We start from the raw sequence: 21,129 nt of genomic DNA on the forward strand, positions 1-21,129 counted from the left end.
AAAGGTTTGAGCACCGGCCGGAAGATTCGGGGGACAAATCGTGTTTCCAGCCGGTGCTCGCATCACTCGCACCTTCATGAGGTAGTAATGACTCTATGGTCCGAGGCTGTGGATTTGATGTGTCTGGCCATGACGTTGGGTGTGAGTGGTCCACGCCAGAAGTTCGCGCGGGGGTCAGTCCGCGATACGTACCGTGATCCGGGTTCCCCAAGGGTCGCTGGTAGTCAGGGATCTCTTGCCGGGCTCGTGCGGGATTTGGTTCGCGGTCAAGCGGGCGGCAATGGCATCCAGTTGGGCGTCATTCGCTACTTGGATGGAGACGTTGCGCAGGCCGAGGCTTTCCGGGCGTTTTCCCGCTCCGGATGAGGACCAGGTGTTGACGGCAAGGTGGTGGTGGTAGCCATTGGCCGCCAGGAAGATGGCGCCTTGCGAACGGGCCGTTACGGCGAATCCAAGCCCGTCTTCGTAGAACTCCTCGGCGTGCTGCAGGTCGCCGCCGCGCAGGTGCACATGCCCCATCGCCACGGCCGTGGCGCGGGCAGCGGGAGCACTGTTTCCAAGGTGCTCGGCGATGAAGGCATTCGCGTCCAGCGCCGCCGAACCCATCGTGACAAGTCCGTCGTTCCACTCCCAGGTGTCCTCGGGCATATCAACATAGAGCTCAACGCCGTTTCCCTCGGGGTCTGCGAAGTAGAAAGCCTTGCTCACCTTGTGGTCGCTGGAACCTTGAAACGAGGCTGGTGCCAGGTTCGCGGTGCGCAGCACGGAAGCGGCTAGCTCGGCCTCGTCGGGGAAAAGGAATGCGGAGTGGTAGAGCCCGGCCTGGGTGTAATCATCCGGCGTCGCATCCGGGGAGTCTGCAGCGATCAGACGGAAGAGCTCGGTGTCCCCGGTGCCCATGACAACGTCATCCTCGTCGCTGCTGATGGTAGTGAGGCCCACTCCTTCGGTATAGAAGCGGTGGAGCCCGTCGAGGTCGGACGTCACCAATTCGACCGGTCCCATCCGCAGTCCGGGGCCCAGCGCGCTGGGCGAGGGACCGTCTTCGGCCGCGGCGGTCGTGCCGCAGGCCACGAGCACGAATGCAAGGGCCGCCAGAGTCGCAGCGATCACCCACCGCGTGGGTCGAATGCGGTCGGCACTGCGCACTGAGGTGTTGCCCATGATGAGTTCCCCGTCGTGGTCGAAAAGAATTAAAGTTGACGTTTCAAGTAAATTTTAGCCTATGTGGCGAAACAGTGGTTGGTCCGGCGTCCGGGGGGAGCGCGAACGACGACGTCGTTGGTCAGAGGGCGGAGACGTCGGCGGCAGAGCGGCAACCAGGAATGTGCTGGCCGTTCCGGCGCCTTGAGTCTCCGTAACCAAGGCAAGAAGCCGGTTTCTCGTTCAGGCGCCGGCGCCGGCGGCGGCCCGGCGGATGCGCTTGATGCGCGATCGAAGCAGGAGCGCAAGTGCTACCAGTGAGAGGACTATGACCAATGCCGCATACCCGTTGACGACGTTCTGCAATCCGAGCGTGGGAATGAGCAGTCCGGCGACCAGCGGCGGCACACCGAACGCCATGTAGCTGACCAGGTAGAGCGACGAGAGTGTACCGCCGCGCTGCAGGGGCGGGAGTAGTTCGAGCACCGAGCGAAGTCCACCCTGAAATCCCGCACCGAAGCCGATTCCGCCGATGACGCTGGCGGCGAAGAAGAGCCACCTGATTTCCAGCGCCACCGCTGCGGCAATTGCTGCAACCCCAAGGATGAGTGCAGATGCTCCGATGGCCATGACCTTCTCGCTCTTGACCCTGAAGCCGGGCACCCGCATTTGGAGAGTAAGGGTAAGACGACTGGAGAGAACTCGTTATGCGGCCGCGGAGAATCGGAGTCGTCAGGGCGTTGTCCCAACGGCGAAGTTGCCGTTAAAGGTTTGAGCACCGACCGTAAGATTCGGGGGAATGAATCGTTTATCCGGCCGGTGCTCGCATCACTCGCACCTTCATGAGGTGATAATGACTCTATGGTCCGAGGCTATGGATTTGATGTGTCTGGCCATGATGTTGGGTGTGAAGGCCGTTCGCGGCGGCCGGTCTCAGCGACGGTGAATCGACTTGTAGCTCAAATAGGCGGCCAGGCCTTCGGGGCCGTACTCGGTGCCGAGCCCAGAATCGTTGCGACCGCCAAACGGCGCCGCGTGGTTGGAGGCGAAGAAGTTGATGCCAACGCTGCCGGTATCCATGCGGTCGGCCGCTGCCTGTGCGGCATCGGTGTCGGCGCCAAAGACCAGACCGCCCAAACCGAACTCGGTGTTGTTCGCCAGTGCGATCCCCTCATCGATTCCGTCGTAGCGAAGAATTGAAACCACCGGCCCGAAGATCTCCTCCCGGGAAATCCGCATCCCGGGCAACACCTCCGCAAACACGGTGGGGGCGACAAAGTAACCGGCGCCCAGGTCGCCGCCCAGTTGCGCCTTGTGCCCGCCTGTGGTGGCACGGGCACCTTCGGCGTGTCCCGACTCGATGTACTCGAGCACGGTCCGATATTGGCTGGCGGTGGCCGACGGGCCAAAGACCGTCGCCGGATCCAGTGGGTCCCCCTGGGGTGCAGTGGCAATGGTGGACGTGACCAGGTCCACGACCTCGTCGTAGCGCTCGGACGGGGCCAGGATGCGCGTGGAAATGTAGCAGGTCTGCCCGGTGTTGCGCATGCAGGAACGGATGAGGGTGTCGCCCATGGCGCCCAGGTCCGCATCCGGCAGCACCAACGCGCTCGACTTGCCTCCCAGCTCGAGGGTGACGGGGCGCAGCAGCTCACCGCAGGCGGCGGCGATCTTGCGACCTACCGGCGTGGAGCCGGTGAAGGCGACCTTGTTGATCTTGGGATGGCGCACCAGCGCGTCTCCCAGACGGCTGGATCCGGTGACCAGGTTGGCCACGCCTGCCGGAACACCGGCAGCAGCCAGCGCATCCATGATGATCCTGAATGACAGCGGCGTGGGGGAGGCCGGCTTCATCACCACGGTGCACCCGGCCAGCAAAGCGGGTGCCAGCTTGATGACCATCAGGTTGATCGGGAAGTTCCACGGGGCAATCAACCCGCACACGCCCACCGGGTCCCGGCGCACCAGGGACTCGCCCAGGCCGTTAGGGAAGGGACGGAGGTCCTCGGCTTCCAGTAGCGGGGCCAGCGAGGCAAAGTAGCGGAAGATGCTGGCGGCATTTGCCGCCGCGCCCTTGGTCTCGGAGACCGGGGAGCCGTTTTCCAACGTGTTGGTCAGCGACAGCTCGGTGGAGCGCACCTCGATCTGATCGGCAATGCGCAACAGCACAGCCGCCCGCTGGGAGGGCGACAGCCGCGGCCAGGGGCCCGAGTCGAAGGCAGTTCGCGCCGCGTTCACCGCCTGCTCAAGGTCCTCGGTGGTGCCGTCGGCGACCGAACCCCACACCAATCCGGTGGCCGGGTCGGTGACGTCGTTGCGGGCGTTGCCCGTTGAGGCAACCCAGGCACCGTCGATGAAGTGGGTGTCGACGTGGCGGTAGGGAATGGCCAGGGCCAAGCGCGCGGCTGCGGCGCCAAGCTGCTGTTGGGTGCTCATCGCAGCACCGCCGTCTGCAATAGGGCGCGGGAGCGATCCAGATCGGTGGTTGCCATGTCCACCGCGGCGTGGGTGATGAGCTCGGGGATGATCTCGGTCTCCAGCCGGTCCGTGTACACGGCGGGGTTCTGCGAGAACCAGCCCGCGGCCAGCGCGATGCCGGCGTGGTCAAAGCGCCAGAGCCGGTCGGCGTCGCGCATCAGCGCATCCTCCAGGGAATGGGCCACCGGGCGGGTATCGTGCCCGTCGATGATGGCGCAAACCGCCTCGATGAATTCGGGTTCGTACCCCAGCGAAGGCAGCACACGGCGGGCCACATCGCAGCCCAGGCGCTCGTGCTCAAAGCGGATGCCGGCCTTGCGCCAGTCGCCGCGGAAGCCCTCGGAGATGATCTTGGATTCATCCACGTGGGCCCACCCGGTGTCGTGCAGCAAGGTGGCCACGAGCACAAGCTCGCGGTTTGCGTCCGGGTAGGCGTCGCACAGGCGGCGGGCGAAGGCCAGGGAAATGGGCAGGTGGATGTCGTTGCCGCGGGCCCGGGTCTCGGGAACCACCGCGGCCCAGAGCGGGAGTAGGTCCGCCTCGATGCCCGGGGTGAGGCAAATCGGGCTGGTGTCCAACTTCCCGGGAGCGGGAATGGGGCGTTGTGGATAGGCAGCGGCGAAGGCGGCGCCGGGATCGGTATCGGTCAGGGTGTTCATGGCGCGTGCGGCTCCTTGCGTCAGGGAAGAGTATGTGGGGGAGGGCGGCTAGGCAATGAGGGACTTGAGCATGGTGCCCGGATCGGCGGCCCGTTCCGGGTCGATGGACTTGCCGGCGGCCAGGGCCTGCTTGACGGCCATGAAGTCCAGCGGGGCGTTGACGGCGTCGGCGGCAATGATGCGCCCGCCGCGGTAGTAGAGGACGGTGAACTTCCCCTTGTCGGGGTCGCGGCGGATGACCGTGGATTCGAAGCCGGTGGACAGCCCGGCGATCTGGAGTTTCATGTCCGCCTGGTTGGACCAGAACCACGGGATGCCGGCGTATTCCTCGCTGCGTCCCATGAGCGAGTAGGCGGCGACCTTGGCGTGCTCAATGGCATTGTTCACCGACTCGAGGCGGATGCGCTCACCGGCCGGTGCGCCGGGAACGGGGTTGGGCATGTTGGCCACGTCGCCGACGACGATGGTGGTGCCGTCGGAGGCGAGCGCCCCGGCGTCCACGACGATGCCGTTGTTGATTTCCAGCCCGAGGGATTCGCCGAGCTCGGTATTGGGGATGACCCCGATGCCGACCAAGACGATCTGGGCCGTGATCTGGGACCCGTCTTCGAGGCGCACCGCGCCCACGGCGCCGTTGCCGTCGTCGAGGATCTGCTCGATGCGCGCCCCGATGCGGATGTCCAGGCCGCGCTTGCGGTGTTCGGTGAGAAAGTAGTCGCTGGTTTCGGTGCCCACGGCCCGGCCGACGAGGCGCTGCCCGTATTCCAGGACGGTGACGCGCTTGCCCATGGCGGCCAGTGAGCTGGCGGCCTCCAAGCCGATGAACCCGCCGCCGACCACGACCACGTCGGTGGTGGCGGGGGCAAGTTCCTTCAGCCGCAGCGCGTCGTCCGCGTTGCGCAGGTAGACCACCCCGTCCAGCTCGGCGCCAGGGGCCTCGAGGTGCCGCGGGCGGGCTCCGACAGTCAAGGCCAGACGCTGATAGGGGTAGGTGGCACCGGAGGTGCCGCGGGCGGTTCCGCTGCCGTCGGCGTTTGAGTGCACGGACTCGATCCGCTCGCCCTTGATGAGGGTGATGTTGTGTTCGATCCAGTAGTCGTTGGTGCGGAAGATCAGGGATTCGGAACCGACCTTGTCCTGCAGGAACTCCTTGGACAGGGCCGGGCGCTGGTAGGGTCGGTGGTCCTCGTCGCCCAGCAGCGTGATGTGCTCGGTGTAGCCCAGGGCGCGCAGCGAGATGGCCAGCTGCACCCCGGACTGGGAGGCTCCGACGATCAGCAGGCCGGTGGCGGTACCCGACTCTTGTGCGCCGGCCCCGGCACGGGAGGGAGCGGTGGCGGTGTCCATGTCCTAGACCTGCGTTTCGGGGGTGGTGACGTGGAGTTCCTGGTCCTCGCAGAGCCGGATCTGGCAGGAGAGCCGGGAGTTGTCCTCGCGGTCAACGGCGGTGCCGTAGAGCATCTCGTCCTCCATCTCGCCCATGGGCTCCAGGCTCGGCAGGTCGGCCTCGGCGACGAAGACGTGGCAGGTGGCGCAGGAGAGCGAGCCGCCGCATTCGGCGACGATGGCGGAGACGCCGTTGCGCACCGCGGTCTCCATGACCGAGTCCCCGGTGTTGGCGTTGATGGTGGTGGTGGCACCGGCTGCATCGGTGAAGTGGACTGTAGGCATGATGATCAATCGACCTTTCTAGATGAACTGGCGGCCACCGTCGACGACGAGCGTCTGACCGGTGATGAAGGAGGAATCGGGACCGGCGAGGAAGAGCGCGGCCCCCACGATGTCGTCGGGCTGGCTGGCCCTCTTGAGCGCACCGCGGTCGACCCCGTAGTTTTCGGCGTTGTCCATCAGCCCGTAACTGGCCTCCGTGAGGGTGAATCCCGGGGCGATGGTGTTGACGGTGATTTCGCGTCGGCCCAATTCCTTGGCCATGACCCGGCTCAGGGCGATGACCCCGCCCTTGGAAGCCACATAGTGGGCCCACTGCTCGGAACCGGAGTAGACGGTGGCCGAGGCCAGGTTGATGATGCGCGAGCCGGCACCCAGATGCGGGCTCAGCGCCCGGGCCATCATCCAGGGTCCCTTGAGGTTCACCGCCATGACCCGGTCCCATTCCTCGAAGTCGATGTCCTCGAAGGGCGAGCGGGTGACGGTGGCGTAGATGGCGGCGTTGTTGATGAGCACCTGGACGTGGCCGCCGGCGAAGCCGGCAACCTGGGCCGCGAGCGCTTCGGTGGAGACGGGGCTGGTGACATCGACGGTGAAGGCCTCGGCGCGGCCGCCGGCGGCCCTGACCATTTCTGCGGTCTCGGCGGTGCCGGCAGGATCGATGTCCGCCGCGGCAACCGCATAGCCGCGCCGGGCGAATCCGAGGGCAAAGGCCCGGCCGAGGCCTCCGGCGGCGCCGGTGACCAACACCGTGCCCGGCGGGGTGTGTGCTTCGGTGGTCATTGTCTGTACCGAGGACCTTTCAGTGGGGCGAATGCTCTGGGCGGGGAATCGGGGTGGGCGGTGGGCGGGGCCTTGGGGTGCCCCGCCCACCTGCGGATGTCCGGAACCGCTATGGGGGGGAGCGGTCCTAGACGTGCGTGTGGGAGTGCGCTCCGGGGCCGGTGACCACGGGCGCCTCCTCGAGGATTTCGACGGTGCCCTTGGTACCGTCCACGCGCAGCATCTGGCCGGTGCGGATGGTGGTGGACGCGCTGCCGGTCCCGGTGACGGCCGGCAAACCGTACTCGCGGCAGACGATGGCAGCGTGGCTCATCATCCCGCCAATGTCCGTGACCGTGGCCTTGATCTTGCCGAAGATCGGGCCCCAGCTTGGGGCGGTGATCGGGGCAACCAGGATCTCGCCGGCCTGCACGTCGGAGAGGTCATCCGCGTGCATGACCACGCGGGCCATGCCCTCGACCAGTCCGGGGGAGGCGGCCATGCCCTTGAGCACGCCCGACTCGGAATCCTCGTCCCCGCCCAGCCACTGCTGAACCTGTTCGGTGGTGATGCCCCAGAGCATCCGGGTGAACGGCTCGGTGATGGCCGAGGGCGGGGTGTTCAGTGCCGGGGCCGGCCGTGCGGTCTTCAGTGCGTCGACGATGCCGCGGCGGCGCTCGATCTCCTGCGGCCACACCACGTTCCCGATCGGGTCGCCGGCGCCGATGCCCCAGGAAGTGACGAGGTCGAAGAGCACGTCACGGACCTCGTTTCGGCCCAGGTAGAGCATGTCCTCGGGTTCGTTCCATAGGCCCTGGGCGTGCAGCATGCGGGACAGTTCGCGCACCTTGCGCCAGAACACGCCCATGGTCCAGTGCTCGATGTAGAAGTTGTGGTTTTCCACGTACGGGTAGGCGGTGGCGGCCAGGGTGCGCTTGGCGTCGAAGACCTCGCGGACCTCGGGATCCAGCAGGTCCCGGTACTCCTCAACGATGCGGTCCTTCTCGGCGATCAGCTTGTCGGTCGGGCGCATGATGTTCGCCCCGCCCTGCAGACGGTGGATGTAATCGGCGATGAAGCCAAGCGGGATCTCCTGGTGTTCGATCCAGTACTTGTCGTGCCCGTAGAAGCCGTTGCCGATGGTGAAGTTGAACCACGGGTCCTTGGCCTCCTCCCAGCGTGCCAGCCAGCGCTCGCCGGAGGGCGAGGATGCGATGGCTGCAATCGTGGCTGTCGGGTCGTCGGTGTTGGAGAACGCGCCGGAAAGATCCAGTTCCACGGCCAGTGCCGCGAGTTCCTTCAGTTCATCGTCGGGCTTGAACAGTTCCATGTCCACGCCCTGGACCATGGTGGCGATCGACTGGTCGGGGATGTTGGGGAATACTTCCTTGCAGAAGTTGAAGAAGTCCAGGTAGGCGATGTAGCCCAGGTTCAGGAATTCGAAGTGGTATTGCCAGTTCTGGTAACAGAGCTGGATCAGCCGGTCGTAGTTCTCCAGCAGCACCTCCGAGCCGTCCTTGGCCTTGCCGGAAAGGATGTCCGCCATCGGGACCTGCTCGGGCAGGGCCTCGAAGCTGAGGGACTCCATCTCGCTGATGGTTCCCTTGACCTTGATGTGCCAGGCCTTCAGGAGCTCTTCCCAATTGGCGAAGTAGTGACCGATGCGGGCCTCGAAGTCAGGGACGCGGGCGGCGATCTGCTCGCTGGGCACCGGAAGCGGAGACATATAGAGGTAGCCGAGGTGGATGCGGAAGTCGATGCCGTTGGCATTGGGGATCATCAGGTGGCGGGCGTTGTACTGGCCCAGGCACTTGACGGCGAATTCCCCGCCGATGGTCTCGAACGGCTTGAAGACGGTGGGCCAGTGCTGGGAGTCGCAGAACCAGAACTTTTCGTCTTCCTCGGCCTTTAGTGCGTCCTGAAAGACCAGGTAGTACGGGTAGAGCTCCTCCCAGCCCTCGGCGCCCGGGGGAACCTGGAGATCGGAAGGCTTGGGAAAGGATTTCATGCTCATGGTGGTGGATGCCTTTCAAAAGATGCTGCTGCGGAGTTGGGGGGAAAAGCGGCGAACGGTGGTGGGTCGGGCAACGCGGCTAGGATGCGGTGTTCATCAGCGAGGACGTGATCGAGGAGAAGTTGAAGCCCGAACCCAGCCCGAGGGAGGAAGCGTAGCCGCCGGCGCCCGGCTTAACCGTGGACTTGGACGAGTGCACGGTTTCCGGGCGGGACTGGAGCAGGAGCAGGTTTTCGCCTTCGGGCAGATCCGCATCCAGCGCCCACTCGATGTCCTGCGGGCAGCCGTAGTGCTTCTCGGCGCGCTTGGCCAGCTGCGCCACCAGGGCCAGGTCCGCATCCGAGAGGCAGCGCACCGCGCGGCGCTCTTCACTGACCTCGACCTCCACCAGGGAGTTGGTGGCCGGGTCGGGAATGAGTTCGGCGTGCTTGGCCCCGATGTGCTCGGTGATGATGGCCAGGGTGACCTTGTCCAGCTGGATGTTGTCGGGGGTGACGGTGCCGGAAACGACCATTTCGCCGACCCCGTAGGAGGCGTCGATGGTGATCTTGGAGCGGTCCCCGTTGGTGGGGTCCAAAGTCATCGCCACGCCGGCTGCGGCGGAGTTGACCATCTTCTGCACGACGACCGCCATGGACAGGCCCTCGTCGGGGATGTTGTTCTTCAGCCGGTACAGGATGGCCCGGGAGGTGTAGAGCGAGGCCCAGCAGGCGCGGATGTGCTCGGTGACCGCATCGTAGCCGTTGAGCCAGAGGTAGGTGTCCTGTTGCCCGGCGAAGGAGGCATCGGGAAGGTCCTCCGCGGTGGCCGAGGAACGCACCGCCAGCGGCACCTCCACGGTGAAGTTCGCCTGCAAGATGGCGTAGGCGTCCTTGGTGACTTGGCGCAGGGCGGCGGGCACCGGGCGCTGGGTGATCATGGAGCGGATCGCGGCACTGGCGGCGTCCACGGCGTTCACGTCCTCCGGATCGACGCCGGCCAGCAGAGCGTTGATTTCGGCGGTAATGCCGCCTTCCATGAAGGCGTCGAAAGCTGCGGTGGTGACGACGAATCCGGGAGGCACGGGCATCCCGGCCGCGGTCATCGTCACCAGCGAGGCACCCTTGCCGCCGAGGTTTTCCAGCTTCGGGTCGGCACCGCCGTCGAAGAATTCAATGAAGTCGTTGTTGCTCATGCCTGGGATTTCTTCCAGCTCACGTTGACGTATTCGGGGACCCGAAAAGACAGGTTCTTGCGGAACTCGATGCCCTCGCCATCGATCAGCTCGAGCCCCGGGATCCTGGAAGTCAGTTCCTCCAGGGCGATCTTGGCCTGCAGCTTGGCGAGCATGTTGCCCAGGCAATAGTGGATGCCGAAGCCGAAGGAGAGGTGTTCGCGGGCGTTGGTCCGGGCGATGTCGAAAGCCTCGGGGTCCTCGAAGCGGGCTTCGTCGCGGTTGGCCGCACCCATCAACAGCAACAACTCGGCGCCTTCGGGAATCTTGACCCCGGCGACCTCGGTGTCCTTCAGGGCCTTGCGGCGCCAGCCGACAATGGAGCCGGCGTAGCGCAGGACCTCGTCGATGGCCGCGGGGATGGCCTTGGGATTTTTGACCACTTGCTCCCAGGCCTCGCGGTGGGCCAGAAGCACGCGCACGCAATTGGAGATCAGCGTGGTGGTGGTTTCGTGGCCGGCGAAAAGCAGGGAGTAGAGCAGCGAGGCGATCTCGTGGTCGCTGATTTCCGCGCCCTCGGACTGGGCCTTGACCAGGTCGGCGGTGAGGTTGTCCCCGCCGTGCTCGTGGGCGTGGACCACGAGGCGCATGCACTCTGCCCAGTACTCCACGAGGTTGTGGGCATGCGGGATCTGCTCCTCGTCGCTCAGGTCTCCCCAGGTCATGGCGGCCCGGGAATCGCTCCAGCGCTTGTAGGTGTCGACTTGGGAGACATCGGCGCCGATGAGGGTGAGGATGGTGATGGTAGGAATGGCGTAGGCCAGATCCTTGACGATGTCGCCGGTGTTGGATTCGCGCGCCAGCATGGTCTCGATCGATTCGATGACATTGGCGCGGATGGAGGGTTCCAGGGCCTTGAAGCGGCGCGGGGTGAACGCCTTCTGTGCGATGGCCCGGATGCGGGTGTGCTCCGGCGGGCGGCGGGCAGAGAGCCCGGAGTAGGTGGTGAAGCCGCCGTCGTTCATGATCTTGGTGGCCTGCGGACCGCGCTTGCGCACCGGGGCTTGGGCGTTTTCCGAGGAGAAGGTTTCCCAGTCCTCAAAGACGGCCTTGACGTCGTCGTAGCGGGTGATCACGTAGAGCCCGACACGTTCGTCGAACATCACGGGTTGTTCGTTGCGGAGGTTCGTGTAGGAGGGAAACGGGTTTTCCATGGTGAACGGTTCAAAACCGTGGTGGTCGGCCGGTGCCGTGGCGCCGTGCCCCATGGGACAAACCCCGGCTGCAACATTGCTGCTGGACATGGAACGGACTCCTTGAGGAAAGAAGATCGGGGTTGCACTACCCGATTGTGGGTTGCGCAACATTCATTGCCTCAAGTGTTACCCATGACACATGCGAAGGGTGCGGAACCTTTCCCACTCAGTGGAACCTTGTTCAGGGCTCGGGTTCGGCGGGAGGCCCCGGTGCGCTTCCTGTGACGCTGCCCAGTAGCGTTTCGAGCGGGATGTGCGCCGTGGCTGCCTCGATGCGCTGGGAAATGCCCTTGAGCACGGGCAGGTGCCGGGTCATGGTTCCGGCATTGGCGGAGGGAACCACGAGCCCGATCGAGCAGCCCAGGCGACCGGTGTGAAAGACCGGCACGGCAATGGAGCACGAGCCGATGATGACCTCTTCCTGTGTCGTGGCGTAGCCCTGCTCCCGAACCTGGGCAAGCTCGGCGCGCAGGCGGGCCGGGTTGACGTGGGTGTGGCCGGTGACGGTAGTCAGCGGGCGGTTGAGGTAGGCATCGGTGACCCAGTCCTCGGAATACGCCAGGATTACCTTGCCCACTGCGGTGGCATGCAAAGGCAGCCGGCCGCCGACACGTGAGGCGCGCGGAACCCTTTTGGAACCGTAGACCCGGTCGATGTACAGGGCCATGTTGCCGTCCCGCACGGCAAGCTGGCTGGTTTCCCCGGTCAGGGAGAACATGTCCTGGACGAAGGGGCGGGCGGTGTCGCGTAATTGGCGCCCCGCATTCTGGGCGATGGCCCACAACCGCAAGCCAAGCTGGATCCCGCCGTTGGGTCCGCGGCTGAGCATGCCCCACTCGACCAGCTCGCTCACCAGCCGGTGGGTGGTGCTCAAGGGGACGCCCGAGGCTTCCGCGATTTCGGTCAGGCTCAGTGCCCGGCGCGATGTTTCAAACACTTCCATGATGGCAAGGACCTTGGAGGTCACGGTGCTTCCGGGAACTCGATTTCCACCTGCCATCTACGGTGTCCTTTCCATCTGCCACACCTATTTTGCGCGCACCTTTGAGTGTAGGGGAGGAACCTCGGAAGCGACCGGACGAGACATGGAAGTCCTTAGTGCACCGGTTGCAGCTCCCGGCTCCGCGGCCAGAGGTTTGCCTGCTCCAGGGCGATCAGCCCGTTTGCCATGGTGATTGCCTCGGGAGTGAAAAGCTTGCCCAGCACCCGCGAGGCACACAGGCGAAGGGCCTGGCCGCGGTGCAACCCGAACCAGTCCATGACGGTGTCCAGGCCGTGCGGGGTCAGCCGCCACAACTTGTCGGCGTCCTTGACGATTTCGTCGTCGGGGTTCAGCGCATGGGAGCGGGAGTCGTGCCCGTCGATGATCGCGACGACCTGTTTGATCACCAGTGTATCCACGCGGAGAGATTCCAGGATCTCTATTGCCAGTCGCGCGCCCTCCTTTTCGTGTTGCAAGACCAGCTCGGGTCGTCCGCCGCCCGGGGCGATGGCTGCGAGCACGAGGCCGGGCTCCACTTGTGACCAGCCGATGTCGTGCAGCATCATTGCCGGCAAAACAACCCCGGGGTCGGCCTGCGGCCGTTGATCGAGCAGGGCGGCGGCCAAGGAAACGGCGTAGAGGGTGTGGGCGTCGTTGTCGCGCACCGCCAGCAGGCCCCGCGCCTGTCCCCAGATTTCGCCCAGCAATGGATGGGCTTCGAAAAGATCGGGATGCGGCGGCGGGATGTGCTCTGAGCTGTCGAGTCCAAAGTGGTTGGCCTGTGGGTGAACTTTAATCATGGGCACATGCTTGCACCAACACAACTTAAACCCAAGCGGTGGGTTCCGGGCAGTGGAAACCTCTCTGACAACGACCGGCCGGGATCGGGCCACGATTGGCTTTGCCTTCATGCCGGTATGGCTTGGTTAAATGGGTGAGCACCGGCCGGAAAATTATGGGGGCAATTCTTCCGACCGGTGCTCTCATCACTCGCACCTTCAAGAGGTAACTACGACTCTAGGGAATGATTCTGGGCATTCCATGTGTAGAGGCCTCATATTTCATGTGGCTGCAGTTGGGCGCCTTTGCTAGGCGTGGGAGAAATGCATGCCGCTGCGCCGCCGGACCAGGACCGCGGACAGGATGATGCCCAGGACCGCGAAGCCACAGGTCATCCACCAGGTGGCTGACCAGCCGCCGGTGCTCATGGCCAGCCACGCCACGATCATCGGGCCGGTGAAGTTTCCGACGTTGTAGATCTGCTGCATCAATCCCATGGCCGCCGGAGCCGAACCGCCCTCCGGCGCCAGATCCACGGCCATCCGCGTCATGGTCGCCGGTATCATCGCCCCGGCCAGGGAGAAGAAACCGACACAGGCGACTTGCCAGGCCAGCCCGCCGGGAACCGGCGACCAGTCAATGGCAAAGGTCAGCAGGCTGGCCGCGGCCATCAGCACGAAGGACAGGAACAACAGGGCACGGGCCGGGGCGCCGCGCTGGAGCAGCATGCCGGTGATAATGGCACCGACCCCGTTGAGCCCGCCGACAATGGCCGACAGGACCCCGGCATGCGTGCCGCTGAGGCCGCTTTCCCCGTAGAGCGTGGGCAGGAATCCCACCACGGCCATCCACTGGACCGTGTAGCACCCGAAGACCAGCCCGGCGATCCACACCTTGGACGAGCGGGCGGTGATGCCGATGCGTCCGGCTGCCGCCTTGGCCCCGCCGGTACCGGCGGGGTGGTCCTTGGGAACCATGCGCAACACCAGCGGGATCGGGATCAGCGTGATCGCGGCCATGACCCACCACCACATCTGCCAGGTGCCAACCTGCAGGAAGTAGGCACTGGCAATCAGGCCCACGAAGGTGGCTGTGCCCTGGTAGGCGCTCCAGCAGCCGACGGCCATGTTCACGCGGCGGAACGGAGCATGGCGGCGGATCAGGCCAGGCCCGACCACGGTGGCGACGATGAACCCGACGCCCTCGACGGCCCGCGAGGCCAACAGGGTGTTCGGGCCGATGGACAGGGCGCCAAAGATCGAACCGGCACTCAGGAAGAGCAGCCCCAGCAGCAAGGTCCGACGCTCGCCGATGACCTCGGCCAGCAACGACACCGCCAGGCCGCCGACCATGCCAGCCACCTGCACGATGCCCAACAGCACCCCGGCTGCCAGCAGGGAAAGACCCAGGTCTTCCTGGATCATGGGAAGCGCGGCGGGAAGCTTCCAGATATGCAGCGCAGCGCTGATGCCCGCAACCACCACAACGATCCAGGCGGCATTGCCGCTGGCGGTGCGTTGGAGGTTCGGTTGGATCATGGTCACGTCAGTTGGTCCTTCGTTGGGCAGTTGATCGGATTCTTCCATGCCTGTGAGACGGAACACGAAGATGTGTCGAACCACAACCGGGTGCGGGTCTGCCCGCGGCCTGTCGGATTCCTTCAAGACCTTGACCGCCCGTCCGGCGTCCGATGGAATGGCAAGCAGGAATCCAGACCAGCGAAGGGTATTCGATCATGTCCCCGGAACCAACCAGTACGGCAGCAACCGGCAAGCACACGACCAACGGGGTGCCCCACGGTTACACGGCGCTGACGCCGTTCATCGTGGTTGACCCGGCGCACGAGGCCGTCGAGTTCTACCGCGACGTCTTCGGTGCCACGGTGCTCTCGGTGATGCCCGGCGCCCCGGGGGAGGATGGCAAGGCCACCGTCGCCCATGCGGAACTCGATTTCGGCAACGGCATCCTGCAGCTCTCCGACCCGCAGCCGGGATACGGGCTGGTAGCGGCCGATGCGCAACACACCAACAACTCCATCGCGGTCTACGTGCAGGATGTGGACGCCGTCTTCGCACGGGCACTGGAACGCGGAGCCACCGCGGTTGAGCAACCGGCGGACTTCGTCTCCGGAGACCGCTTTGCCACCTTCGTGGATGCTTTTGGGCGTCGCTGGAACGTCATGACGCGTGTGGAAGACCTGTCCCGGGAGGAATCCGAACGACGGGTTGCCACCTGGCTCGAATCGTTCAACGCCACGGGCACGGATTAGGGGAAAACCAGCGTCGGCTGCCGGCGGTGCAGGCCTGAGCCGCATGTACGCGCCCGGGCTTATCCTGGCGCGGTCGTGAAATCCCGGGTGCAATGCGCCCGACTGGCATGGCAAGGACCGGACGCGCCAGGGCCCCGCCGACTCCCGTGGTGGGGAGTCGGCGGGGCCCTGGTCGTGGCGTGCGGGGCGTTACTGCACGTGGGCGCCGGAGGCGTTCTCCACCTTGTGCGCGGTGCGGCCCAGCAGGTGCGTGGGCACCTTGTAGGTTTCCTTGGCCGTCAGCGCGGAGACCGAGGCGATCAGCGCGATCACGGCGGTAAAGATGCTGATGACCACCCAGCCGCCCGGTGCCAGGCCTCCGAGGGCCGCGACGATGGACGGGGCGAAGCCGGCCATCAGGAAGCCGAGCTGGGTGCCGATGGCCAGGCCGGAGAAGCGGACCTGGGAGGAGAACATCTCGGCGTAGAAGGACGGCCAGACGGCGTTGGCCGCGGCGTAGGCACACGAGAAGACCAGCAGCGAGAGCGCGAACTGCAACACGGTGTTGCTGGTTTCCATGGAGCGCAGGTAGAAGGGCATGAATACTGCCGAGGCCACAGCGCCGTAGATGAACACCGGCTTGCGGCCGATCCTGTCGGCCAGCTTGCCGAAGAACGGTTGGGTGAACAGCGCGCCGATGTTGCCGGCAACCACCAGCCACAGGGTGATGGACTCATCCATGTTGCCGATGGACTTGCCGTAGGAAATGGCCAGGGTGCCGTAGACGGTGGAGACCGCGGCGATGAAGGCGCAGAAGACCACGCGCAGCACGTCGCGCCAGTGGAAGCGGATCAGCACGCCCAGGGGCAGCTTGGCGATCTCGTTGTTCTTCTTGGCTTCCTCGAACTCCGGGGTCTCGTGCAGCGAGCGGCGGATGAAGAAGGTGACGATGACGACCACGGCCGAGAGCCAGAACGGGATGCGCCAGCCGATGCCGAACTTGAATTCGTCCGGCATGGCGACCACGGGAATGAAGATCAACGCGGCCAGGATCTGGCCACCCTGGGTGCCGGTCAGCGTCCAGGAGGTGAAGAAGGAGCGGCGGTCATCCGGTGCGTGTTCCAGGGTCAGCGAGGAGGCGCCAGCCTGCTCGCCCGCGGCCGAAAGTCCCTGCAGCAGGCGCGCGAACACCAGCAGGGCCGGGGCCCACCATCCGATCTGGTCGAAGGTTGGCAGGCAGCCGATGGCGAAGGTCGCAGCGCCCATCAGCACCAGGGTGAACATCAAGACCTTTTGCCGCCCGATCCGGTCGCCGTAGTGGCCCAGGATCACCGCGCCGATAGGCCGGGCAACATAGGCGAAGCCGAAGGTCGCCAGTGACATGACGGCTGCATTGGCGCCCGCGTCGGGGAAGAACACGTGCGGGAAGATCAGCGCGGCCGCGGAGCCGAAGATGAAGAAGTCGTAGTATTCGACGGCACTGCCCATGAAGCTGGCCAGGGCGGCCTTGACCGGCGTCCTGCCCCCGGTGCCGGGCGCGTCCTGCGCCGGTGGATTGTCGGTGTTTGGCATCGGGTGCTCCTAGGTATGACGGGACAACTGAGGGGGAACTCAACGTGTCTGCGAGACTTGTGTGCGCAAAGCGTACGGTTGTACGAATTGCGTACAACCACTAGAGTAGAGCTAAATCACATGCAAGACAATCCTCACGCGAAAAATCTCAAGGACTGGAATTTTCATGAGCACCAGCACGCAGTCGTACCTTGTAGGCCTGATCGGGGACGGGGTCATGCCATCGCTGACCCCGCCCATGCACGAGGCCGAGGCTGACGCCCACGGATTGCGCTACCTCTACCGCCCCATCGACCTGGCCGAGATCGGCAAGGACGCCACCGAGGTCGGCGAGCTGCTGCGCGCCGGGGCGATGCTGGGATTCAACGCCTTCAACATCACCCACCCTTGCAAGCAGCTGGTGCTCGAGCACCTCGATGACATCAGCGACGAGGCCCGCGCCATCGGCGCGGTGAATACGGTAGTCATCAAGGACGGCATGTTCCACGGCTACAACACCGACGCCTCAGGCTTCTCCTGGGCCCTGGCCAACGGACTGCCGGGAGCCACGCTGGATTCGGTGCTGCAGCTGGGCGTCGGCGGGGCCGGCTCCGCGGTGGCCTACGCGCTGCTGGACTCCGGGGTAAAGGAGTTGCTGCTGGTGGACCCCGAGGCCACCCGCGCCGCCGAACGCGCCGCGACGCTGGCCATGCAGTTCCCCGAAGCCACCATCCTGGCCTGCGACTTCGACCAGGTCCCGGCGCTGCTGCCGCGTGTGAACGGCGTGCTCAACGCCAGCCCTGTGGGCATGCACCACCATCCCGGGCTGCCCTTCGACATCAGTGGGCTCACATCCGGGCACTGGGTCGCCGACGTGGTCTACCGCCCGGTGGACACGGAACTGATCACCGCGGCCCGTGCCCTGGGCTGCCGCACCCTGGACGGCGGGCACATGGCAGTGGGCCAAGCGGTCGACGCCTTTGGCATCATCACCGGAACCGCCCCGGACACCGCCCGGATGCGCAACCACCTGCTCGAAATGCTGGAGGCGGGCCTCTAATGCGCACCTCCATCGCCACCGTCTGCATCTCCGGCACCCTCGAGCAGAAGATGCTCGCTTGCGCCAAGGCCGGCTTCGACGGCATCGAGATCTTCGAGCAAGACCTCACCGTCTCACCCATGTCCCCCGAGGAGGTTCGCGCCCTGGCCGACCGTCTGGGCCTGACCCTGGACCTCTTCCAGCCCTTCCGCGACTTCGAGGGCGTGGACGAGGCGACCCTCCGGGCCAACCTGGCGCGCGCCGAGGCCAAGTTCCGGCTCATGGGCCAGCTGGGCATCGACACCATGCTGCTGTGCTCCAACGTGGGCACCGCGACCATCGACGACGACGAACTCTTCGCCAGCCAGATCCGCGCCCTGGCCAAGCTCGCCGCCGAGCACGGGGTGAAGATCGCCTACGAGGCCCTGGCCTGGGGCAAGTTCGTGAACACCTACCAGCACTCCTGGAAGATCGTCGAGCTGGTGGACCACCCCAACGTGGGCCTCTGCCTGGACTCCTTCCACATCCTCTCGCGCGGGGACGACCCGGCGGGCATCGCGGACATCCCTGCGGAAAAGATCTTCTTCGTCCAGCTGGCCGACGCCCCGGTGCTCTCCATGGACGTGCTCTCCTGGTCCCGGCACTACCGCGTGTTCCCCGGCGAGGGCGGCTTCGAGCTGGACGCCTTCATGGGGCACTTGGTCCGCTCCGGCTACGACGGCATCGTCTCGCTGGAGATCTTCAACGACGTCTTCCGCCAGTCCAACGTCGAGCGCACCGCCGTGGACGGGATGCGCTCGCTGATCTGGCTGCAGGACAAGACCGCCGCGCACCTGGGTGCAGGTGCACTTGACTACCCGTTGGGGCTCGCCGCCCTGCCCGGCGCCCAGGAGCCTTCGGGCTTCGACTACGCCGAGATCCGCACCGAGGACCCGGAAATCGTGGCAGGGATGCTGGCCCAGCTGGGCTTCACCTTCCGCGGCCAGCACCGTCGCAAGCCGGTCACGCTCTGGAGTGCGGGGGAGGCGCGGATCATCATCAACACCCAGCGCAGCCGCGGGATCACCGCGGAGGTCTCCGGCTTCGGCGTCCAGGTCCCCGAGGCGGCCCTGGGTACCCGGCGCGCCACCGCGTTGAAGGCCCCTGCGGTCCCGCGCCACCACACCGTGGGCGAGGCGCCGCTGCACGGCTTCACCGCACCGGATGCCACCGAGGTGTTCTTCGGGACCACGGCGGACGAGCCCGCCTGGGCCGCCGAATTCGGCGACGGCACCACGCCCGCGGACACCGGGGCCATCACCGGCATCGACCACGTCAACCTGGCCCAGCCCTGGCAGGCCTTCGACGAATCGGTCCTCTTCTACACCTCCACGCTGAACCTCACCGCCCGCCCGGGCACCGAGGTTCCCAGCCCCATGGGGCTGGTCCGCTCGCAGGTATTGCGCACGGAAGACGGCGCCGTGCGCCTGGCGCTGAACATCGTGCCGCACGGGTTGGAGGACTCCCGGGCCAGCGCCCCGCGCTATCCGGAGCACATTGCGGTGCACACCGATGACATCATCGCCCTGGCCCGCCGCGCGGTGGCCGCCGGCATGGAGTTCCTGGCCGTGCCGAACAACTATTATGAAGACCTGGCGGCACGCTTCGGGCTGGACGGGGAAACCCTGGCGCAATTGCAGGAACTGAACCTGCTCTATGACCGCGACGAGCACGGCGAGTTCCTCCATTTCTACACCGAGACCGTGGGATCGATGTTCCTGGAGGTCGTTGAGCGCCGCGGCGGCTACGACGGCTACGGGGCACCGAACGCACCGGTGCGGCTTGCCGCGCAATTCGAGCGCAACCGCCTGATGACGTACTAGAAAAGAACAAAGGGGAGTGGTGAGTCATGGCCGAGCAGCCTGACTACTATGTGAAGTCGGCGGAGAAGACGCTGGCGGTGTTGCTGGCCTTTGATGCCACCCACCCGCTGCTGACCGTGACTCAGGTGGCGCAGGCCATCGGAGTCTCGCGTGCCGCGGCCCGCCGCTTCCTGCTCACCCTGGTGGACCTGGGGTACCTGGAGGCCGACGGGAGCGCCTTCCGGCAGACCCCGCGGGTGCTGGACATCGGTGCCGCCTACCTCTCCGGGCTGACCCTGCCCCAGGTGGCCCGCCCGCACCTGCAGGCCCTGGCAGCCGAGCTCTCGGAGACCACCGCCCTGTGCGTGCTCGATGACCAGGACATCCTCTATGTGGAGCGCGTCGCCGCGCCGCGCATGCATTCGATGAACGTGTCCATCGGCAACCGGCTCCCGGCCTGGGCCACCTCCATGGGCCGGGTGCTGGTGGCCGAGCTGCCCGAGGCCGCGCGCGAGGAGTTCCTCTCCAGGGCCAAGCTCACCCACTACACCGCCAAGACCGTGGCGAGTATCGACGAGCTGCGCGCGGAGCTCGATACCGTGCGCGCCCAGGGCTGGTCCCTGGTCGCCCAGGAACTGGATGAGGGGCTGCGCGGGCTGGCGGTCCCTGTCTACCGCGGGCCGCAGCTGCTCGGGGCGCTGAACGTCTCGGTGCAGCCCGGGCGCATCGGCTCCACCTCGATCACCGAGGAGATGCTGCCCCTGATGCGCAAGGTCGCCAACGACATTGCCGATGACTTCGGCGGGCGCACCGCGGCGCGCAACTGAGACGACGGCGCTAGCGCGCACCCTCGAAGTCGATGCGCATGACCAGACGACGCGGGGTGGGGTGGCTGACCTCCGTGAATCCGGCTTCCTCGAAGATGGACCGGCTGCCCACGTACATCTCGCCCCACATGGCCTTTTTTCCCTCGGGCAGCAGGATTGGGTAGCCCTCCACGGCGCTTGCCCCGCGGTCACGGGCGAAGGCCACCGCCGCGACGGCCATGGCCCGGCTGACACCCATGCGCCGGTAACCGGTGCGGGTCACGAAGCAGACAGCTGCCCAGACGTCCTGGCTGTCCTTGTCCTCGTCGCGTCCGCTCCACGGGACCTTCGAGGTGCGCAGTCGCGGGTAGGCGGTGCGCGGTTCGATGGCGCACCAGCCGACGGGCTCGCCCTCGAGATAGCCGACCAACCCGCTGGTGTTTGTCGCCTTGGGATGCCCGCACGCGGTCTGGGTGCGCAACCGGTTGGCCCGTTCCTCATCGGTGAGCATGTTGAAGCTCTTTCCGGGATTCTGGAACCACTGGCATTGGCAGTGCCCGGCATCGCCCCGCGTGCCGAAGATCTTTTCCAGGTCCTCGCCGCTGGCCTGGTTCGCCGGAACGATGCGCAGGTCTGCCCTCTTGGTGGTTTCCTGGTTGGTTTCCATTGACGAGCACTCCCGCGGACCGTGGCGTGAGCCGCCGGGATTCGGCAGGCTCCCTGGCTTCGAGACTGCCAGTGCCGCATTC

The 21,129-nt window shown here is 65.8% G+C and carries 19 protein-coding genes; 4 read left to right on the forward strand and 15 right to left on the reverse strand.

Going from position 1 to position 21,129, the window contains the following annotated elements; all coding sequences use genetic code 11:
* Positions 1–174 precede the first annotated feature (174 nt).
* The 13 genes from OIU93_RS04430 to OIU93_RS04490 form a co-directional block, all read right to left on the reverse strand.
* Positions 175–1,164, reverse strand: a complete 990-nt coding sequence (locus OIU93_RS04430) for a VOC family protein (RefSeq protein ID WP_264268869.1) — start codon at positions 1,162–1,164, stop codon at positions 175–177.
* A gap of 222 nt (positions 1,165–1,386) precedes the next feature.
* Entirely contained in the window at positions 1,387–1,812 is a 426-nt protein-coding gene (locus OIU93_RS04435) for a hypothetical protein (RefSeq protein ID WP_264268870.1), read from the reverse strand.
* A 264-nt stretch (positions 1,813–2,076) separates the two neighbouring features.
* Positions 2,077–3,579, reverse strand: a complete 1,503-nt coding sequence (locus OIU93_RS04440) for an aldehyde dehydrogenase family protein (protein ID WP_264268871.1) — start codon at positions 3,577–3,579, stop codon at positions 2,077–2,079.
* The gene (locus OIU93_RS04445) at positions 3,576–4,280 is read right to left on the reverse strand and encodes an HD domain-containing protein (protein ID WP_264268872.1); all 705 of its coding nucleotides are present in this window, start codon (positions 4,278–4,280) and stop codon (positions 3,576–3,578) included. Before OIU93_RS04445 ends, OIU93_RS04440 begins: the two co-directional genes overlap by 4 nt.
* A 48-nt stretch (positions 4,281–4,328) precedes the next feature.
* Entirely contained in the window at positions 4,329–5,627 is a 1,299-nt protein-coding gene (locus tag OIU93_RS04450) for an NAD(P)/FAD-dependent oxidoreductase (RefSeq protein ID WP_264268873.1), read from the reverse strand.
* Between the two features lie 3 nt (positions 5,628–5,630).
* The gene (locus OIU93_RS04455) at positions 5,631–5,951 is read right to left on the reverse strand and encodes a (2Fe-2S)-binding protein (protein WP_264268874.1); all 321 of its coding nucleotides are present in this window, start codon (positions 5,949–5,951) and stop codon (positions 5,631–5,633) included.
* A gap of 18 nt (positions 5,952–5,969) precedes the next feature.
* Positions 5,970–6,731, reverse strand: a complete 762-nt coding sequence (locus OIU93_RS04460) for an SDR family NAD(P)-dependent oxidoreductase (RefSeq protein ID WP_264268875.1) — start codon at positions 6,729–6,731, stop codon at positions 5,970–5,972.
* A gap of 127 nt (positions 6,732–6,858) precedes the next feature.
* Positions 6,859–8,724, reverse strand: a complete 1,866-nt coding sequence (locus tag OIU93_RS04465) for a PEP-utilizing enzyme (RefSeq protein WP_264268876.1) — start codon at positions 8,722–8,724, stop codon at positions 6,859–6,861.
* A gap of 79 nt (positions 8,725–8,803) precedes the next feature.
* Complete coding sequence (locus OIU93_RS04470) at positions 8,804–9,898, reverse strand: PEP/pyruvate-binding domain-containing protein (protein WP_264268877.1); 1,095 nt, start codon at positions 9,896–9,898, stop codon at positions 8,804–8,806.
* On the reverse strand, positions 9,895–11,181 hold the full coding sequence (locus tag OIU93_RS04475; RefSeq protein ID WP_264268878.1) for a cytochrome P450: 1,287 nt from the start codon (positions 11,179–11,181) through the stop codon (positions 9,895–9,897). Before OIU93_RS04475 ends, OIU93_RS04470 begins: the two co-directional genes overlap by 4 nt.
* 133 nt (positions 11,182–11,314) lie before the next feature.
* Positions 11,315–12,133 (reverse strand): IclR family transcriptional regulator, encoded by an 819-nt coding sequence (locus OIU93_RS04480; protein ID WP_264268879.1) that lies wholly within the window; start codon positions 12,131–12,133, stop codon positions 11,315–11,317.
* A gap of 95 nt (positions 12,134–12,228) precedes the next feature.
* Positions 12,229–12,915, reverse strand: coding sequence for an HD domain-containing protein (locus tag OIU93_RS04485; protein ID WP_264268880.1), 687 nt, complete (start codon positions 12,913–12,915; stop codon positions 12,229–12,231).
* Positions 12,916–13,203: 288 nt separating this feature from the next.
* Positions 13,204–14,433 carry a CynX/NimT family MFS transporter gene (locus OIU93_RS04490; RefSeq protein ID WP_264268915.1) on the reverse strand — a complete coding sequence of 410 codons (1,230 nt, stop codon included), beginning with the start codon at positions 14,431–14,433 and terminating at the stop codon, positions 13,204–13,206.
* 197 nt (positions 14,434–14,630) lie between these two features.
* Here OIU93_RS04490 and OIU93_RS04495 point away from each other — a divergent pair, with 197 nt between their 5' ends.
* Positions 14,631–15,164 (forward strand): glyoxalase/bleomycin resistance/extradiol dioxygenase family protein, encoded by a 534-nt coding sequence (locus OIU93_RS04495; RefSeq protein WP_264268881.1) that lies wholly within the window; start codon positions 14,631–14,633, stop codon positions 15,162–15,164.
* A 189-nt stretch (positions 15,165–15,353) separates the two neighbouring features.
* On the opposite strand, the gene OIU93_RS04500 is transcribed toward OIU93_RS04495, so the two are convergent.
* Entirely contained in the window at positions 15,354–16,715 is a 1,362-nt protein-coding gene (locus OIU93_RS04500) for an MFS transporter (RefSeq protein ID WP_264268882.1), read from the reverse strand.
* A 166-nt stretch (positions 16,716–16,881) separates the two neighbouring features.
* Here OIU93_RS04500 and OIU93_RS04505 point away from each other — a divergent pair, with 166 nt between their 5' ends.
* The 3 genes from OIU93_RS04505 to OIU93_RS04515 are packed head-to-tail and all read left to right on the forward strand — an operon-like array spanning position 16,882 to position 20,401.
* Positions 16,882–17,754 (forward strand): shikimate dehydrogenase, encoded by an 873-nt coding sequence (locus OIU93_RS04505; RefSeq protein ID WP_264268883.1) that lies wholly within the window; start codon positions 16,882–16,884, stop codon positions 17,752–17,754.
* Entirely contained in the window at positions 17,754–19,595 is a 1,842-nt protein-coding gene (locus OIU93_RS04510) for a bifunctional sugar phosphate isomerase/epimerase/4-hydroxyphenylpyruvate dioxygenase family protein (protein WP_264268884.1), read from the forward strand. The genes OIU93_RS04505 and OIU93_RS04510 overlap by 1 nt, the downstream gene beginning before the upstream one ends.
* A 26-nt stretch (positions 19,596–19,621) precedes the next feature.
* Complete coding sequence (locus tag OIU93_RS04515) at positions 19,622–20,401, forward strand: IclR family transcriptional regulator C-terminal domain-containing protein (RefSeq protein WP_264268885.1); 780 nt, start codon at positions 19,622–19,624, stop codon at positions 20,399–20,401.
* A 10-nt stretch (positions 20,402–20,411) separates the two neighbouring features.
* Here the strand turns inward: OIU93_RS04515 and OIU93_RS04520 are convergent, their stop codons facing one another.
* Positions 20,412–21,047 (reverse strand): GNAT family N-acetyltransferase, encoded by a 636-nt coding sequence (locus OIU93_RS04520; protein ID WP_264268886.1) that lies wholly within the window; start codon positions 21,045–21,047, stop codon positions 20,412–20,414.
* Positions 21,048–21,129 lie beyond the last annotated feature (82 nt).

This window comes from Paeniglutamicibacter sp. ZC-3, assembly GCF_025847175.2.
GTDB classification, from domain to species: Bacteria; Actinomycetota; Actinomycetes; order Actinomycetales; family Micrococcaceae; genus Paeniglutamicibacter; species Paeniglutamicibacter sulfureus.